Origin of the sequence: Nostoc sp. CHAB 5836 (assembly GCF_020829445.1) — a bacterium.
In the GTDB taxonomy this organism is placed as follows: domain Bacteria; phylum Cyanobacteriota; class Cyanobacteriia; order Cyanobacteriales; family Nostocaceae; genus Nostoc.
Window position 1 is genome coordinate 20,493 of record NZ_JAIVFV010000036.1, and the last position, 21,522, is coordinate 42,014.

Below are 21,522 nucleotides of genomic sequence, written 5' to 3' on the forward strand. Positions count from 1 at the left end.
AATATCATTAACATCTCGATTCTCAATTGTTTCCTGAATTTCTGTGGGGATATTGGATAAGAAATTATATCCAGTTATACTCTCAAGCTCTTTAACATTAAATAGCCCATACTCATTTTGATTACTGATGAGTGAAAAATTTGTTTTCCAATCATTATCTGGATCTTGACCAACTTGTAAAGGATTACCATTATTATCATAATATTTAGACTTTGAACCGTCGGCATTAAATTCTGGTCCATTATAAGTAGCCAGAGTATTTGGTAGTCTAATTCCAAAGGCAAGGGTATCTTTAGTCACATCTGAAATACCCTGTCCAGGTTTATCCATTACTAGCACTACTTTCCAAAGGCTTTCGGGAACACTTACTTTTGAACTTATAGTTTTAGTAGTTGCTCCATCTCTTCCTGCAATGATGTAGAATTCTTTATTGTAAATGTTAACTAAATCGGTTAAATCTTTTTCCAAAGCCGTCCATCGATCATTAGGCTTCCTAAGGGGCTGAGGAATAATATCACTCATCAAGTAAGTTGCTACATAATCCTGCTCATTGCGACTACGATGGGAAGCAGTAGTCATATGACCTCTTTGATAACTGCTACTGTCAGGAACATCATTTTTTTGAATTTGAGTAGCAAAAGGCAAGCGAGGATCTGACCCAAAATCACTTCCATTCTCAGCACCAAGCCAAGATTTATTTAATTGATAACTAACCCAATTTGGAGTCTTTAAATCATTATTGTATGACAGAGAATACTGAGGTCTTTCAATCAGATAGCTATTAGAGAAGCTACTAGGAGGATCTGTGGGGATATAGGGGTTGTAGCTGGTAGTAAATTTAGGAGTGTCTATGTCTTTTCTTGCTTCTTCTCCATTTAAAGCTGGATTGCCAAATAAAAGGTGTTGACTCTTGAAGAAAACATTATCTAGGTAAATTGTTTTTCCTCCGCTGACCTCAAACTTGAGTGTTGCCACCTTGCCACGAAATTCATTAGGAATATCAACCTGAAAAGTCTGAAATCCTTCTTTTGCAAAACTAATTCTGTTAGATTGTCCCTCTCCGTTTCTAGCACCTAGATCGCCTTTATATTGCCGTAAATCAACAGCAGGATATCCGTCGTCAGTATAATCTACGTCATTATTATTTCTTTTCTGGTCTTTTCTAAGTAATCCTTGAAAAGCAGAACTTTGTAGTTCATAGTCATCAAGAAAAACTCTGACAACACTATTTTGAGGATCTGTAGCAGATTCGGGCACTGGCACATGCAAATCAAACCGCAACACACCCCAATCAGGAACTACAAAGCGGTTATGTGTAATACTTTGTCCAGATTTCAACTCCAAAGTATAGTTATCTGGATAATTAGCTGGATTAGATAAATTAACAATTTGAGACCAAAGCTTCAGATTAGCTTGGGAAGCATCATTAGCCCCATTATATAAAGACCAACCAGCAACACTTTGTTGCTCCCCAGCATTAAAAGCTACTGCATCAAAATTGCCATTAAACAGCGTAGGAACAGCAAAATCCCCTCGCATCCTAGCATCGTAAGTGTTGTCTTCGCTTACCAAGCTACGCTTATCTTTCAAGTAGCCATTGAAATCGGTAATGCTTTCTATAGATTGCTTATTACCACCGATATTATAAGGGCGTAATTCATCACCACCGCCGAGAGTAGAGTAAAACCAACCAGTACCAATACCTTCCCAAGGAGCTTTTTGCTCTCCAGTCTCAAAGTTAGCATCAGTGTGGTCAGGGGTGTACCAAGCTAGTTTCTGCTCTCCTGAAGCTGCCAACAAATCCCCAAGGCGACGGTAGACATCATCTCCCGTCTTTGATGGAAGTTTAGTTTCATTGAGATTAGCAGTTCCGGCATACCATGTTAAAGCATTTCTATGAGAACCTCCTTTACTTAAGTCTTGATCAAACCCAGCCATATTCCCCAAATCTACATTCCAATCAGCCCCGTCAAGCGAACGTCCATTAAGCGAATCTTTTTGACCATTTTGCTGGTAGTAATTATCAGCATAAGTGACGTTTTCCCACACCTTTACATAGGGGTCAAGGATATTTTTGAAAGTCCCATCTGGGTAATTGCTATCAAAGTCGTAAGCATCTACCGTTGTCATTTGCAGATCGCGATTTTCCTTGCTCAGACCGCCTGCATTTGGGAAGAAAGTCCCTAAGCGTTGGATAATCTCACTATTGACTACCGCACCTTGTCCAAAGCCAACAAAGTGTAGAGGTGACTCTAAAATAGCTCCGTATTTTTCATCTCCTACTGAATTATGATATTGCTGATCTAACTGCACCAGTGAAGCAAAGAATGTATCTGCCGCAGCCTCAGCAAAACCAGCATTATACAATTTGCTTTGGTCAGCAACTGCGTGTATCCAGTCAGCCACTATTACTAAAGACTTGCCTAGCTGGGGTGATTTACTACCTGCAATTGGCTTCCAAGTACCAGCTTCCTTGTTATATTCCAAGACTGCACCTTCATCGCCAGCAATGTGTTTAGCCATTGCTGCCAATTGGTCATCAACCTTATACTGCGAAACAGGTTCTATTCCACGAGTTAAAATAGTCACGCTGCTAAATATGCCATCATTATTTGCAGCTGGTAATGGAGTTTCAAATTTACCATTTTCAACAACGTATTTTTTTCCTTTATCAGTAACCGCTTCGACAGCCCAGTAGTAATTTTGTCCAGATGTCAAAATCAGATTATCTGGAAGAATAAATTCATCGTTGCTGCCAATTTTACTTCCACCGTTCCAAGTCCAAACTCCTTCTTCACTTGAAGATGCTACAACACTCTTAGTCCACTTGGCAGTCAGGATTCGGTTAGGGTTGTAGTCATTTATGAGTTTGGGATCATTGGCTGCTTTTGGTATATCCTTTAACTCTGTCCACCTGTCCTTCGGCAACAATCCTTGACCTGTAGGAAATACACTCACATAGAGATTAACTTCTTTAACTTCTTCTTCTTTTGTCGGGTTGTAACATATATTTAATACATCGTCTGTTATCCCTGCAAAATTCCATTGGAATGTAGGTGTAAGTGTCTCTTCGTTAATAACCTGGATAGGTTGAATTAAGTTCAGCAAAGGTCTTGTTGAGGCGATTCCTAACCCAAAGGAAGCACCAATACCAAGAGCGCTAGCGCCGCTACCTGAGCCAAAATTAGCAGCAATACCAACGGCTGAGTTCAGTTCTTCAAGTGGCTTATCACTTAACTGCTGAGACGATTTTTCCTTGATGGTTTTAATAATTTCCTGGACATCATAAACGAAGGTACCATTAACACCTGGGTTAGTTGCGTATAGGTATCGGTTATCACTAGTAATCGCTAAGTCTTGCGTAAGCCCCATTGGAATCGGTCGAGTAGCGGCAATTAATTGAGGGTTATCGCCTAATGGGTCTTTGATAATACCAATATTACTACCAGCTTTTAGCCCATCAATACTCTCAATTCCACTGCCAAATAAACGGCCATTACGACCTGCAACAAAAGCATACTCCTCACTGTTGCCAGGATCGCGGATCATCGTCACAGCTACTGCTTCGTTGACATCAAAATAATCATAAATACTACCTAGATTTAAGGGAGCATACTTTGTAGTAGCTGTAAATTGGTTGGGGTCATCTTTGGTAATTGTCAAAACCCCATATCCTTCAGCATCTTTCAACCGATTGGTGAAAATCATTTGATCAGCGTCAGGAGTACCAGAAATGCCTTCCACTCCTGCATCTGTTTCAATTACACCAATTTGCTGATGCCATTTATTAGAATTTACTTGCACTCCATTGCTGGGTTTGTCATTGAAGTCAACACTGATAACTGAAATTGCACCTTTACCGGGTTTAGAACTATTAGCACTAGTTACAAACAAGAGAGTACCATCGCTATTCATTGCCATCTGGCGTATGCCGTTAAGTGCATCCTTAACAGGAATGGTACTAATGTGCTTGTTATAATTTGGTGACAAAGAGTCAATATCTAGAACAAAAATTTGCCCTTTGTTACGGTCAGCTACATAAGCAAACTTATTACTTGGGTGGATAATAATATCAGCGGGTGCAGCCCCAGCAGCATTTTGTAGATGAATAGAGTTAATACCTTCTTTTAAAGGATCTACATCCAACGACCGCATCCCAACTACATCTATGACTGCAATTTCACCAGATCCCATTAGAGGTACATAAGCAAGAGAGGCATCATTGGTAGTAGCGACATATCTTGGCATATCTCGCTGATCAGGAGTGCCGATAGGAATACTTGCTAATAAAAGATTCTCAACACCTGCTTGTGTAACTATTTCTTTGGGATTTAGAGCATTAATTAATTTCACAGTATCGCTTAATGCATTGACTGTAACAGCGGTTTCAATACAAAGGGGAACAGGAACTTTAACTCGCTCACTTTCTTCCTCTACTGGTGTTCTTATTTGCGAGGGTATCTGCCGCACAATTGTGAAGCTCACGTCATTGTTGTAGGGTACAAAATCAGGAAGACGGAATTTTAATTCTTCTTTTCCTTCAGCTTCCGGGTCTAATATAGTGATGTTGTCTTGCTCAAAAGTTTGAAGACCAAATTTCAAATCAACTGTCAGGTTTTCGGGTTTGTTTCCAAAGTTATGACCCGTTATATGCAAGAATGCCCCTTGCTCATCAAAGTCCAATGCGATGTTTTCAACTACTGGTGTGATATCTGTCACTACTGAAGGCGGCGGAACTTGAATTATGGCACTAGGAGTTACTTTTGATGTAATTTGGTTGAGATTAAGTTGGACTCCTGTTAAAGTTTTATAAGGTAATCCTACGGAAGGAATTGTTACTACTGTTACTTGAGGTTGGTCTGTTGTTTCTAATAAAGTTACTCCCGCCACAAAACCAATTATACCTAGACTGGTAAGACTTGTAGGCCCAAGGTAAGAATTTTTAGAAAATATTGGACTTCTTGCTGCTGCGAATCCTGAAGCTACTCCAGCCACAATTAAAGCACCACCAATAATCGTTAGTCCAATTCCTAATTGAAGTCGTACTGTAGAATACTCAAACTTAGGAATAGCGATGCTATAAGTACCCGACTGATAGGCACCATTCCACGGCGGTGATTGGGTACGAATCATACCATCAGCACCTACTACTCCAGATTCTTCCATAAACCAGATTGGCTGATTGATTCCAGTTTCATCTGGTAATTCCCCTTGGCGCATGAAGAATACTTCAGTTCCAACAGCCAAACCTACTGGTGCTGGAATTGCCAATTGTACAGGCAAGTCAAGTGAATTATTTCCCACATCCAACTTAAACGCCCCTGCAAAGGAGAATTTATCTTCTGGAATTGGTAGCGCCAGTTCATTTTTACTTAACTGCTTGATGCTAACAGTTGCATTATCCTTTAATGCACCAGGAGCTACCATTACCATTGACCCATCAATTGCTTGCACTGCACCACCATCTTTACCCAGCACTGCTGAATTCAAATGTGGAATTTCCACTCGCACAGGCAGCACATACTCTGTTGCACCAGAAATGACAGTAACATTCGCTACTCCTTCATCTAAAGCAGTAATTAGACCATCCGAAGATACCTGCAATAAATTGGGATTATTGACAAAATAACGAGTGCCAGAAGTTGCTGTCCTCAAATCTGGCGAATCAATTACCTCATTGATACCAACAAGAATTTGACGTTTCACGCCTTCCACCAGCGTCACAGCTTGAGGGTACACATTTAGTCCGTTAGTTTCAGCCAGTGCCAGATTAAACTCAGTTTGATTTTTAGGCGCACCCAGTTCACCTACCCGCAGTGCAGTCACAGCAGTAATGCCATTACGCGACGCACTCAGCACCGACACCCCATCACTGAACCCCGTCACCTTACCCGCAGACACCGCCGCCACGGTAGAATTATCCGACGCCAACTGCAAGTATGAATAAGGTAGAATCACATCTTGTTGGTCAGCAAAATCCCCAACCACCATCAACTCAGTACTTCCACCCACATCCAACCGCAAACCACGCCGTGCAAAATCAAGATTAACCAACGCCGCATTACTGACATTCACCGTCACCTTAGCTGGTGTAGAACTACTAAACCCATCATCCGCAACAACATCAAAACTCGCCGTTCCCGAATAACCAGCAGTCGGTGTAAAGAAAGCAGAATGACCATCAGGCGTAAACGTTACCGCCCCATTCACCGGATTAATAATCCGGTAGAAAATTGCATCCCCTTCCGCGTCAGTAGCTAATTTATCCAGTGCAACACTAGTTGATAAATCAGTATGTGTCAGCACAGAAGTAGAAGTGACAACAGGCGCACGATTGGCGGTAAACCCATAATTACTGCCGAGAATCTGCACATCAGTAGCATTGATGACACCATCTCTATTGAAGTCATAAGTAGTATTGTAAACCCCAGAAGCGATCGCCAGCCCCAGTAATTGACTATCAACGCCATCAACCAACCCATCGTGGTTAACATCACCAGCTATGAAGAGAGAGAGGGAGTGAGTGGGGGAAGTATTAGAGAGTGAGATTAAATTTAAGCCAGCACGATTAACTCCAAATAGTGCGTAACTACCGCTAGCATCAAGGTGTGTGGCAACAGGAGTCAAACCAAGGAGTGTAGGTAACGTCATATTACCTTGTAACTCAACACCCAGCAGCACAGTACCAGTAGCAGTAGATCGTAATTCGGAATCTCTGAGACTAAAAGTATAGCGATCGCCCACACTACCATTAATCGTCTTACTTTGAAATTGCGCCGCACTACCCAAATCAGCCAACACAGGTGATACTTGCGGTGTCGCCGAGTAGGTAATTGCTTCCCCTCCTGTAAGAGGTGTTCCCGTTACTAAAGTGAGGAGAGGAGTGAGGGAGTGAGGGAGTGAGGGAGTGAGGGAGTAGCCGTAACGACTGGATTGACCAGAAGCAAGATTCCGGGCTGATACCAAATTACCTAGAGCATCATAGCTATAAACCACCAAACTACCATCTGGTGCAGTAATCTGGGTTAACCTTCCGGCGGCATCCTTGACAAAACGCACCGTTTCCCCAGTGTCACTGGTAATACCACTATCGCTGTAGATTAACCGTGTCCCATTAACCCCAACCTGCTCAGTAACACCACCAGCAGCACTCAAGTGATAAACAGTACCATTTGCCGAAGAGAGCGTGTAATCAGCACCATCAAATTCCCCACTACCAGGATTATAAGCATGACCCGTCTTCAAGTCATAGAACCGATTACCAGCCAAAGTCAGTTTCGCCGAAGCTGAAGAAAGGGTATAATTCACCCCGGAATCTGCCACCCAACTAGGCGTGTAATAAGTAAGACCAGGAATAGTGTGTTTCTGCGGTGCAAACGTAAACCCAACCCTTTCACCAGTAGGAGTAGTTAAGTAAAGCCTTGTGCCAACACGGAATGGCTCATAAACACCTAATGATTCTCGTCCTGTCAACGGTACATTAGTTTGAATGTTGGTTTCTTTAGAAGCCAACTGCCAACCGTTACCAAAACTGCCAACTTCATCAGCGTTGAGAGAACTGTAGGTGCGTATGAGGTTGAGGGTGTAGGGTGTGGGGTGTGGGGTGTAGGGAGAAGAAAAAGTTATAGATAAATCAGTTTCAGTTCTGGTATATGCGCTTGGTTTAGTGGTAGTATTAACCTCGACTAGTGCTTGAGTCTCGGAAGAGCGATCGCTAATATCAGTCGCCCGTAATCGCAACTGGTAGAAACCATTTTCTAGTTTACCTGGGTCAAATTGAGTGATCGCCCCCTCGCTTACCGTACCATTACCACTAGCCAGTGTTTTGTATACATCTTCACCAAAATCAGCGATTTCTAGTACCCAGCTATCAAGATTGCGATCGCTAACACTGCCAATAATATTAGTAACACCAGTCAATTTAGCACCATCCAACCCAGGTGCAAATGCAACTACTGGTGCAGCCAAATCTTGCTGGTCGCGCACCTTAACCACAGTACTATTATGACCAACGCGACCGTCTGCATCAGTTGCGGTAACATCGACAACCAAGCGACCAGGAGTAGTTGGGGTAATCTCAATAGAGCCTTGACTATCAATAGTTACAGGTCTACCATCTACGGTGGCAGTTAAATTGGTAATTGCAGCGAAACTAGAAGCGAGAGTTTGCACTATCACCTTTTGTCCGGGAACAGCCGGGAAACTTGGTGTTAAATCAAAGCTAACTATTGGTACACTCGCTGCAACAGCCACCCGCACAAGGGAAGTCTGCGTTACTGTCTTCTCCCCATCACTAACCGCATAAGTTACACCATAATCACCCACTTGTCCGGGATTGGGTGTCCAAGTAAACCGTCCCGTCACCGCATCAAGTAATGCACCCAGAGGTAAATCAACGGCACTATAGGTAAGATTTGTACCATTATCTGGGTCAGTCCCAGCAACTGTAAATTGCAGTGTTTCACCCAACGCCACAGCATGGGGTGATACAGATATTACCGGACTGCGGTTGACGTTAGCAACCCGGAGAGTAACATCGCGGACATCGCTAGCACCTTGAGCATCAGTTGCCGCAAATCTTAATATATATTCACCCGCTTGTTCATAATTGGGCTTCCAAGTAAACTGACCTGTGCGTGGGTCAAAGGTAGCACTCCTTGGCAAAGGTGAAACAGCCGAGTAAATTAATGAATCGTTATCAATATCTCCCGCCGCCAAGGTAAACTGGACAAGGTTGTTTTCAAGTCCAGTTTGAATAGGCAACGGTGCTAGTACAGGAGCAATATTTGTATTATTTACCAGAATTGCAAAGCTTTGAGAACTGCTCTTATTACCATCACTTGCAGTCAGGGTAATGTTATTATAAGTTCCTGCCTGTCCTAAATTGGGTGTCCAAGTGAGTATTCCTTGTGCGACATCAAGTACCGCGCCTGGGGGCAGATTAGATGCAGAATAAGTAAGGGTATCGCCATCAGCATCACTGCCTGATAATACTAGATTCAGCGTTTGTCCTTCTGCTATAGTTTGATTAGCGATCGCTCTTAGTATCGGTGCAGTGTTAGCAGTGCGAACAACTAAATTAAAAACTTGCTGACTGGTAAGAACCTCTGTTGAATTACCATTACCGCTATCTTGAACCCCAATGGTGACAGGATATGTGCCAGTATCAGCAAGTGTTGGTGTCCAACTGAATAATGCTTCCCCATAAATTGCAGTGGGTGTAAGGGTGGCACTAGGAGGCAGACTACTCAGATTAAAGTTTAAATTATCTTGATTGCGGTCTGACGCTTTAACAAGAAATTTCAGAGTCTCACCAACAACTGCAACTTTGTTTCCAATGAAGGGCAATTTCGGTGCATCATTGGGTGCATTCACTGAAACAACAAAGGTATATTCATCTTGTTGCACAGCTAAGACACCACCGCCATTTCCGTTATCCCTTGCGACCAGAGTAAAGGAATAATTGCCACCATCACTAACTCCAGGAGTTAGGCGCAATGTAGCTGTACCATCGCCATTATCAGTAAATTTGACAAAATCAGGGATATTATATCCTGTAGATTCGGCTTTGAGTTGCAACACCAATGGGTCATGATCAGCATCACTCACCCTTAGTACCAACTCCCGTGTTTCACCCCGGTTGAGGGTAACATTTGTAAATTCTGCAATCGCCGGCGCACGGTTGGTATTGAAGACAGTGATTGGTACTATTAGGGAGGTTTCCTTAGTTGCTCCCGTACCATTACCGTCATCGGTGGCAGTAAAGGTGACATTGTATGTCCCAGCGTTGGCATATCCTGGTGTCCAAGCAAACATTGCTGTGATTGGGTCAAAAGTAGCACCAGTGGGTAAACCAGAGACCGTATAAGTAACAGATGGGTCACTACCTTCATTGATGGTAAGTTGACCATCAGCATTACGGTCTTGAGGTACAAAGCCTGGATTATCTGGGTCTAAAGCAAAAGCACGGAAGCGAACTGATTGTCCTTCTTGAATTTGCCAAGTACCTAAATTATCAAATACAGGTGCGGCGTTGGCGTTGAGGACTGTAATTTTGGTAGTTTGTGTAGTAATTGATTCGCCATCACTGACATTGAAGGGAATTTCAAACTCTCCTGCTTGGAAGTAGGCTGGTGTCCATTCAAACAATCCCGTGCGCGAATCGAGGGTGGAACCACCGGGGAGGAGGGGGCTGGAGTAGAGGAGTGAGGGAGTGAGGGAGGGGGAGAGTGAGGGAGGGGAGGAAGAACTAGGAGATGTTATGTCTGCGTCGGTTGCTTGGAGTTGGATGCGGATTTTTTCACCTTCGCGCACGATTGTGTTAGCGGGACGGATGAGAGTGGGTGCTTGATTGGTGGGTGCAATCAGGATGGTTGCAGTTTGCGTTACTCTTTCTATACCATCGCTGACAGTAAACTGCACGTTTTCGTAAGTGCCAGCCGCTTCATAACCGAGAGTCCAAGTAAGTATTCCTGTAGCTGAGTCGAAAATCGCACCATTGGGTAAATTATCTGCCCAATATCTTAACTGATTGCGGTCAGTGTCTGTTGCAGAAAGCTTAATTTGTAGCGATTTTCCTTCTGCACCTTTGATGGTAATGGGAGTACCGTTTGCGGATGAATTACCAGAAACTGTGCCGTTAGCAGATGAACCACCAGAAACTGTGCCATTAGCAGATGAACCACCAGAAACTGTTCCGTTAGCAGATGAACCACCTGAAACTGTACCGTTAGCAGATGAAACGATAATTCCACCACTAACAACGGGAGTATTAAATACTGGTTTATGATTCCCGCCGACCACATTTAAGGTAAAGGATTGTGTGGTGTGAGCGCCGCGCAGGTCGTATACTTGTAATGTGACATCAGTACTTACCAGACTTTGCTGTGTTGGCGACCAAGTAATTAAACCAGTATTTTGGTCAACACTCATCCCTATTGGTGCATCATACAACAGATATCCCAGTACAGCACCATCTGGATCATTAGCAGCCACTTGGTAATTATATGATTGACCAGAATAAGCTGTCAATACTGGGGCAGAAGTAATAATCGGTGCTTGATTGGGGTAAGGAAGTGCATATATACCTGGGGTAAACTCAACCCGCAGTGCCGAAGGGTTGTAAACTGTAATCGTATGTGCAGTAGTAGATTGACCAGCTTTCAGGACACCTTGAGGTAAATTATCCTGCAAATCCACCATATATGCACCGGATGCATTGCGGGTTGCACCAGTTGGCACACCTGTAAAAGACTGTGCTGGGTCAAGCAACAGCATTACTGGTAGCAGTAAATCAGAACTTGCCTTACTGGTGAGAATAACATCATAGGAAATCGTTTGATGCTGCCTATCGGAACGGGGATTGGTAAACTTCAAGTCTACCAGGGCTGAGAAATCTGAAATTGCGGTAAACTGCTCTTTATACCCATCAGTTAGTTCTGCCCCAGCAGTACTCTTCAGATTTGGAGAAACCCGCAATTCATAATGGTCGGGAGTCAGGGTGTTGAAATCAAGCAGTACAGTCCGAGTTTTGGCATCGTAACGGACTGACTGTGGAGTAATTGTACCACTGGCGCTAACAACTTCAAAATTGGCTGGGTTGAGGACAGAGGTAGTGTCATTGGCTGACCCTGCAAACATATCTTGGTCAAAGGTGACACTAATTGTACCTTGGGGTAGAGCTACAATCGCATTCGGTGCCGGATTAGTCGCTGCCACCTTGGGTGCAATCACCGGGTTGAATATATCTATTTGATGGGACTGGGAAAGTAAAACGCGACCATCATCTGTAGTTGTGATATTTTCACCCCGGCTACCACCAGACGCTACTTTCACGTGTTGCAAGGTTGCTAAATCAACCATGATTAAGGTACCATTGTTGTTGGAAACAAACAACAATCCTGCCAAGCGACTACCAGCTTTACCAAAAGCGATAGAATCTACAGGAGAATCAAATTCAAGTATCTTTTCTGGCTGACCTAAATCGTTAAAGCGGACAATATCGCCGCGTTGTGGCCAAGTTGTTGCCCAGAGTTTACCGTCAGCGTTAAATGCTAAACTATCTACACGCAAATCGCTGTAATGAGTAAAAGTTTCGCTGATGGGATTGAAGATTTCAATTCCCTTGCCGGAAGAAACGTAGATTAATCCCGTACCTGCTTGAATTGCTAAAGCTTGGGTAATACTATCTCCGTACTGCTTGACAATATTACCCGTTTGAGAATCAAGTTGTAATAAGGGGCCGCCACCCGTAGTTGCCCAGAGGCTACCATTGCTATCAGTCGCTAGGTCAAAAATGGGATACTGCAAAGTGGTAAGCGGGGAACTGGCTGCACCACCTGTTGGGGAGAAGTTGTATAGAGAACCCCGATTGGCACCACCACTAGCCAGTACTGAACCATCTTTAAGAACAGCGATCGCTAACGGTGCTATATTGGCATGACTATTGGGAATACCTGTAGCAAAGGAAGAAGCAATGAAGGGACGTAAAACACTACTAAATTCAGATGGGTGAGTTGTGGGTGTGGCAGATGGAATGCCTTGTTTTGCTTCTAAAAATAGTTGATTTGTTGATGGTTGCGGTTGGGGTAGAGGAGGCGTACCCAATTCCGGTTGAGTCGTTTTCTCAACCGTGGGTAGAGTCCCCAAGTTAACCGCAGAACCATCGTTGGGGGCGCTAATTCCTAATGATGGCTGTTCTTTATTACCAGCATTGTCGGTAGCCAGTGCCAAGAATTCATAAGTGTGTCCGCTACGACCAACATAAACACCACTGGTTTCGGTGGTTCGCTGCTGCCAAATTTTGAAATCGTTGCCATCTTCAGCGACATAAACAGTTACGTGCTTAATTCCAGAACCAGCTGCATCATCAGTTGCTGTCCACTTCACCAAATAATCAGAACCACCTGCAACTAATGGTGTAGCATTGAGTATAGTTGTTGGGGCAGTACCATCAATAATGTTGGTGACTTCTGCCGTGTCTAGGGGGGCAGCAGTATTGTAAATTACTCTGGCAGCGCTAGTAATTTCGGTTCCAGTGGCACTGCCAATTTTAGGTAGAATGGTATAGCTGACAAAAGCACTGCCAACACCGTTGGCTTTATTGGGTGGCAATAACCCAATATCCCGGTTTTGCACCACTTCCCCAGTATTGGGGTCAATTGCTTGGATTAACCAAGTAGCAGTGTTAGAAACTACATCTAAACCAGCGCTTACCCGTAAAATAAAGCCTTTGCTGCTGGTAAAATCAAAATCTCCAGAAAAAGTGCCACGTCCTGTAGGAATATGAATCTGAATATCGCCCAGGCGCAGAGAACCTAATTGGAAGCTACGGGGGTTGAGGTCATCATCAAGTTTGGTAACAATCCGCACTTCCCCCACATTGCTATCAGCAGCAGCGGCGTTTTCAAAGCGAATTGTGTAGGGGAGTGCTGTACCCGCAGGGATGATATTTTCCATCCCATAGCCCAAGGGGCCAGTTAGGGTAGCAAGATTGCTTACAGTTCCAGCACTGTTGAAGAAGCTACCAAAGCTGGGAGGTGGGACAGCAACACCTTGGGGTAATTCAACCCTTGCATCCCCAAAAGGAACGTAGACGTTGAAAGATTGGGCGTGGGTTTTTTGCGATAGACCTAAATCGTATTGTTTGAGGTCAACAGCCGATTCTTGTCCTCTTAAACTGGGATTATTACCATACCATTTGCGGACTTGTTCAAAGAAGTTGACTAAATTGTTACTAGAGATAATTTGATGACCCGCAGGACCCAGCAATAAACCAGTGGCGAGTGTCGCCATCAAGCTAATTACTTGGGGATTTTCTCGAATTGGCGGTGCTTGGTTTTCGGGACGCAATAATCCAGCTTGTTCTAAAGCTGCTAAATATGCGTTTGTCCAAGTGTTAACATTTGCCGCCAGCACCGTTAGTGAAACCGAAGCTGTTGGATCTAATAGGATAGCATTTCGCAGCCGCAGTGCTGAAGCAGTTTGTTGTTGGACAAATTCTGCACGAGTCATCGCTGTTGCTGTCGCTAAAATATGGAAACGGAAAGCAATATCCTCATCTAGAACATCGTCTAAGCCTTTGGGGTCTAGAATAAGTTCGTCTTGGAGTCCTGGATAAGTTCTCACGTTAAATGTCCGACCAACAAATCCGGCGTTGGGCAGGTCGAGGACATATCCTGGTGCTAAGATTTCGCCATTGGTGTTGACATCGGAAGTTAAGCTGGCCCAAGGGACATCTTGCAAAACGCCTTCTGGATTGCCGCGCAAATTTGAGCTAAACTCTGTATAGGGAAGATTAAAGACTTCTGCGTTTGTTCCGAGTTGGGGGGTGCCAAACGAAAAATGTACATAGGGGGTGTCGATATTGGTCAAACTTTGGACTGATACCCCGTAAGTTGCTGTGTCTCCAGGTGCGAGGATGCTTGGCCCACCCAAACCGATGGTAACATCTTGTTCAATTGCCCGTTCAACTAAGTAGCGGTAGGGAACAATTGCCACTCGACTATCTGGGTTGATGACTTTAACATCGTAAAGACCGTGGGGTGCGTCGGTGAGGTCGAAGATGGCAGTAATTTTCGTACTGTCAATCACTTGGTATCTGACTGGGTTGTATTCAGCAATGCCAGGACGTACCAGTTTCACAATTGCCCCTGGTTGGAACTGTGCGCCTATAATATTGGTGGTTACGTAGCGGCTATCTCCACCTCGGTCGGTAACGACATCAGTAATTTCAAAGGGTAGGACATCTGCTAACAGAGACAAGGGCGTGTTATTGTTGGGTTGAGCATAACCCCGCACCAAAACGTAGTAAGTTCCAGTTTTAGTGGTGGGAATTATGACTGATTGATTTGGCCCTAGTACTCCTGTGTACGCAGCATCATATACAATAGTTGTGGGGGAATGCCCGAAGCGGATGAACACTTCGTTGGCAGCAAGGGTTGCAGCCGAGTTGGCGTTGACGCGCAGGGTTTGACCAGCTTGGAGGTGAATTTCAAATAGCCTCTCCTGTCCCGTACTGAGGGTTGTTTCTTTCGCTACACCTAACTGTAACTGTTCAACGGTAACATTCAGGGGGTCAGCAGAAGTTGTGCGGTTGTTTGCTTCGTTCTCAGCTTCGTAAACTTGATTGAAGATATCGGATCTAACAATGATACGATATTGACCGGGAATTGCTGGTGGTAGATTTGCTGTCAGGGTTGAGGTGTAGTCAGCATTTTTTGCTAAGTTACCACTATGGGTTACTCGCCCAATCAAAGGGTCATTGATATCCCAAACTGCATCTGTGGATAAGTAAACTGCATCACTCCACTCTCCGCTAGCCGGATTGTCGCCGTAGTTGGTGACTTTCCAACTAATTTGTACCTGTTCACCCGATTTAGCCGAACTCGGAATCGTAATTTCGTCTACTTGTAAATCGGCTGGCGGTGGTAGTTCTAGCACCAAGGGTTGAGTACTGGCTTTGGCGTTATTACCCTCATTATTACCTTCAAATACCATACCACGAGGGCTAGACTGGGGCGCATCTGTAATTACAAAGACGTAGTAAGAACCGACAAAATCAGTGGGCAGTTGTAAAGTTTTGTTAACTGTATAGTTGCCGCCAGCACTTAAGGAGCCAGTATGTTCTACATATCCCAGATAGCGATCGCTCTTTCCATCTAAAAATTCATCTCTTGATAAGTAAATTAAATCATTCCAGCGATTTTGTCTAGTGGGTGTATCACCAGTCCCTTCATTTTTTACGGTGTACTTCAGATTAAAACTTTGTCCAGTAGTGGCACGTTCTGGGATAATAACTGAAGAAACAAGTAAATCTGCTGGTGGTTGCAAGGTAACTTTCATTGGTGTGGCAGTAATATTGTTACCTTCATCCTGAAACTCAGGTACGCGAGCTAATGTCTGGCTAACGCTTTCATAGGTGAGTCTATTGTACCCTTTACTAATGTTTGAGTCCGTGAATACTAGTAAATAGAAATTTCCATCAATGCCATCTGGGAGAGTAAATTCACTATTGCCGATGTAGGATTGACCCTGCTTTAAGCTACCACGACGAGTAAACTCTCCAAGGAACGTATCATTGAAGTCTAAAGACTCGTCGCGCGATAGGTAAACGCGGTCTGACCAGGAAGTTTCTCTGGTATCGCGGGAACCTGTGTTGCTGACTGTCCAGTTGACTCTTATTGTTTGACCGGAAGTGGGTGATGTTTCAGGGACTACTAAATTGGTAACTTCTAAATCTGCTTCAAAGTAGGTGACGGGGAGGAGGGCGCTATTTAGATTATTTGTGGTGTCTTCAAATACGCGATACTCAAAGCTGCCACGCAGTGAGTTGTTATCACCACTTGTGGGAATTCCACCTCGGAAGCGTTCGGTATTTCTATCGTAGCTGTAATCTGTACTAACATAGATATAGTACTCGCCATCAATTCCCGCAGGCAGGGTAATATCTTGGGTTTGGGTGTAACTATCACCACTAAGTAATGACTGTTGGGGACTATAGGGGACAAATCCGACTTTAGTTGCCCGTTCGGGAATAAAGGTGGAGTCGGGAGAAACCCAAATTTCATCATACCAGTAGCGTGTTCCACTCCACAGATCGCTGCCGATGTTCTTCACTGTCCACTCAACGGTGGTACGTTCTCCAGAGAAGTTTTGCGGCAGAGTTTTTACATTTGTCACAATTAAGTCGGCTGCACTGCTGGTGACAAGAGTGTTGGCATTCAGCAGGTTGTTGTTGGTATAAGGCCCTTCCCAAACGCCACCGTTAGAGTTAGTCTGAACAATAATGTAGCTACCGCTAGCACCTGGAGACAGCACAGTATCCAATTTTCCAGTGTAGCTAGAATTGACTCCCAAGTTGCCGTCATGCCCGACACTACCCAAGAACCATTGTTTGGCTCCCGGTGCGTTGAGTGTGGGACTATCAGATAGGTAAACGTTGTCAACCCAATTACTTGCTGCTACGCCATTAGCACCAAGGTTAGTTACTGTCCAATCAACGCTAAATGGTTGTCCGCCGACTGCTTGAGTTGTGGGTGTGACTGAAGTTACTACCAAATCTGGTGGCGGTGTCAGCAGGATGGTAATTGGTCTTGCTTTGTAGTTGTTATTATCCAGTTCTGTGGGGTCGTCTGGATTCGTATTAATATCAAGGGTGTCTTCTAAAACGATGTTATATGCATCCGACCAAGCCGTAATATACCACTCGCCGGTGACTTGACTTGGTATGGTAACATCAATTTCTGCTTCATATTTCTCATCAACTTTCAAGAAACCGTTGTGTCCGACACTGGTCAACAGAATATCTTCTGCACCTCCTTCTCTATTGGCTGGGGATGGTCGGTTTTTGTCGCGGGTTAACCAAATGGTGTCTGTCCAGCTATCCCGGTCGGTTTCGCCAATTCCCAGATTTGTGACGGTGTACCGCACCTTAATTTTAGAACCTTCAAATGCGAGTGTGGGAGCAATCACATTACTTGTAACTAGGTCAGCCGGTGGGAGTGAATTTATATTTAATTTGACTGCTTTTGTATTGTTAGATTCTCGCGGATATTCGTCTAAAAGTCCATTCGCATCTGCTTGGACAATCAGGTAGGCTTCGCCCCGGAAGTATTTGGGAATTATCAGGGTATTAGCCTGGGTGCGGTAACTTTCAAGAGATGCTAAGGCCGCACCGTTGCTAAAACTGCCCAAGGATAAGTCGTCGTAACTAATTTTGTCATCTAGGGACAAATAAACTCGGTCTTGCCAATTGGGCGTATTTGTGCTAATTGTACCTTCATTGGTGACGATGAATTCTAGGGAGATTGTACCACCTGCATTCACGGTAGTGGGTGCAATAATTTCTTTGACTTGCAAGTCAGGGCGAGGAGTTAAGCTCACTAAGAGATTATTGGGATTTGTACTGCTGGTGTTGTTATTAGTAACACCGTTCTCGTACAGAGAGTTGGTGGTGTTAGTCTTGACTACAACTTCATACAGACCTTGCACGGTCGATGGGAGGACAAACTGTTCAGAGCGGGTGTAGTTTTTACCTGCTTGTAAACCGTTACTATAGGTAAAGCTGCCCAAGGAGATTAATTGTTCTCCATCACCCACCTGTTTGAGGAATATTTGGTCTGTCCAAGAACCAACTGCATCACCTATGCCGGAGTTGTCTACTGTCCAAGATACGTCAATTTTGTTACCAGACTGGGCTGCTGTGGGAGATGTTACCTTGCTTACTACTAGGTCGGGAGGAGGAGTGAAATTTACTTGAACTGCGTTCGAGGTGCGGCTGTTGTTATCAGTGTAAATAAACTCAAATGGCCCACCTGTAGTTACAACTAGGTAGTAATTACCTGAAAGTCCGTTGGGCAGGGTAACATCTACAGAGGGGTTGTAAGTTCCACCCACGGCTAATGCGCCTACGTGTTCAAAGGTACCTAAATCTGCAATAATATTTTTGCCTTCGGGGTCGCTGGATAATGAAACACGGTCTGTCCAAGAACTGGTGTTGGTTATTCCAATACCTGAGTTGGCAACTTTCCACGATACTTGCAAAAGCTGACCGCTACTAGCAGTTGCTTTAGCTTGGACTTCTGAAAGGAGCAAGTCTGCGTAGGGTGTGCGGACGACATCAAAGTTATTATTTGCAGTGTTGGTATTATTTGTCTCTAAGCTGTTCTCAAATACTTGAGAAGTGGCATCTGTTTGCACAAATAGATTATACCGTCCTTGGAAACCGGGAGAGAGGCGTAGTTTTTCCGAACGGGTGTAATTTTCACCAACGTTCAAAAACCCATTGTGGGTGAAGTTAGCTAGTATAATGTCGTCTGAGTTACCAATTCTACGGTCGAGGGAGGCAATAATTCGGTCAACCCATGTGCTGGTTTTTCCAATACCATTGCCCAGGTTGGTTACTGTCCAACCAACGGTTACACTTGCTGGGTCGCCGATGGTTAAGGCTGGTGCGATGATGTTGGTGACGCTTAAGTCTGCGTAGGGTGCTAGTTCGATTTCTAGTTGTTGAAAGACGATGTTTTGTTCTGCATTTTCTGTATTGTTAAGTTCATTAATACTGTTGTTAGCATCGGTGATTACATATAGGTACTTTGTACCGTTAATATTTATAGGTAATTTAATGTTTAAGTTTTCAATGTAGCTTGTTTTTGCTACTAGTCCGGCTGTATGTGTTACTTCTTTGATAAAATCGTTGTTATTGGGAGTAAATCTTTCTGGGGGTGCATCTGATAGGTAAATGCGGTCAATCCAACTACCTGGTGTATCGTCTGCACCTGCATTCTTTACGTCCCATTCTAATGATATTAGATCCCCTGATGTTGCTCTTAATATTGTTCCGCTAGTTATGGGGATATTATTAAGTTTGGTAATAGTTGGTACTAGGTCAATTTCTTTGACATTAAGGATGTTAATGTTGAAATTTTCCTCGTCAGTTAAACCGCCTAGATCCTGAGTGATAACAGTAATGATATGATTAGTGTTTTGCTCAAAGTCTAATAAAGCGCTATTGGCAACTATTAATCGATTATTTGTAATAGCAAAACGCCCGTCAGCGTTATTAAGTAATGTGTAAGTATGGCTATCATTTCTATCTGTGTCTATTGTGGTGAATGTTGCAATTACTGTACCATTTGGGCTATGTTCGTTAATGCTGTTATAGCTTAACTGAATTGCTGTTGGTGCTTCATTGACATTCTTGATGGCAATGGTGAATGTTTTTTCAAAACTTAAGTTACCTGCATCTGTGGCTTTGACTCTAACTGTTTGGCTAGTATTATCTTCAAAGTCTAATAGACTACTATTAGCAACTTGTAATTCATTACCAACTATTTTAAATCTACCATTAGCATCATTGACTAATTCGTAGACGTAAGATTCAAATTCGTCTAAGTCAAGGGTATTGAAAGTTCCAATTAGAGAATTATTAGAGGTGTTTTCATCAATTTGAGTATTGCTAAGTTGAATATTAAATGGAGCTTCATTAACGTTATTAATCCTAATTTCAAAAGTTTTATCTAGACTTAATCCTCCTTGGTCTACTGATTGAATGATAATGTTATATTTTCTTTGGTTTTCAAAATCTAATAATCCTCCATTCGCAACTTTTAGTTGGTTCCCATCTAAGAAAAAGCGACCACTTGCACTATCTAATAGTTTATAGGTATGAGTTTCGTCCAAATCTGGGTCAATGGTACTTAATGTGCCAATTAGTGTTCCGTTTAAACTATTTTCATCAATTTTATTATTGCTTAATTGAACTTCTGTCGGGGGATTATTGTTGATATTTAGAAATTGGATAGCTTGGGAAAAGACGTTATTATTTTCATTTGATTCTAATTGGTAATATTTTTCATCAGTAATAAATAGTAGGTATTGGTTGCCTGTAGCTGTTTTTGGTAAGGTAATTGTTTGAGCGAGGGTATACTTAGTATTAACTGCCAGTAGCGTTTGTTTTGATATACGGCTAATGAAAGTATCTGTAACATCGAAAATGTTATCTACAGACAGATAAATTGCATCATACCAATTTGTTGCATCTGTTATGTCTTTGCCTTGGTTTTCTACTGTCCAACTGACACCTATGTTAGAACCAGATTTTATGGTTGTTTTTACATCTACACCTGTTATCTTTAAATCAGGTAACTGATTATCCTCAATATAGGTAGTGTTGGAAGTGTCAAAGGTTCCGACATTTTGTTGAATAGTTCCTGCTGCTTTGATGAATTTACCACCGTTAAATTTCAGTCTACCTTGACGCAGGTCAACTGTACCTGTGTTATTGAATGTGGAATTCTCAAAAATGGTTGTTCCGGTCGTATTTGATTTGATTAAAGTACCGCTATTGTTCAAGGTGACGTAGTACAGACGAGCATCATTTTTAATCTCAAATATGCCTTGGTTATTAATTACCTCATCAGCACTTCTGTCATCAGCTTCAATATAATATCTATCACTATTCCAGCTAACAGTACCTTGGTTGTTCAGAGTAATTTTATTTCTTAAATATTTATAATTGCCACCATCGTTGATATTCAGAGTTGCTTCAGCAGCAATATTAACTATTCCTGGGCCACTAATTACCCCTGTATACCATTGATTATTTTGTCCTTTAAGTGTGACTGTTCCTGTTGTGTTTAATGCTCCACTGTTGAGGATGAAGTCATTCTTAATAATTACCGTTCCTGTGGTGTTTAATGTTCCACCACTTATGACTAAGTTTGCCAAATTCACTGTTGACTGGTTAAAGTTAACATTACTCCCAGTAACCAAAATTGTTCCTGTATCAGTAAAGCTGGTATCAGAGGTAAAAGTATACTGATTACTCCACTCAGCAGTGGTATTAGCAGCTAGTTTGAAAGTTCCACCATTACTGCTACCACTACCTCTAAAGTTCAGTCTACCTTGACGCAGGTCAACTGTACCTGTGTTATTGAATGTGGAATTCTCAAAAATGGTTGTTCCGGTCGTATTTGATTTGATTAAAGTACCGCTATTGTTCAAGGTGACGTAGTACAGACG

The 21,522-nt window shown here is 43.1% G+C and carries 1 pseudogene; it reads right to left on the reverse strand.

Annotation, left to right across the window (positions count from 1 at the left end):
- Nucleotides 1–54 precede the first annotated feature (54 nt).
- A pseudogene (locus LC605_RS10050) lies at nt 55–21,234 on the reverse strand (putative Ig domain-containing protein); the annotation flags it as partial.
- Between the last annotated feature and the right edge of the window lie 288 nt (nt 21,235–21,522).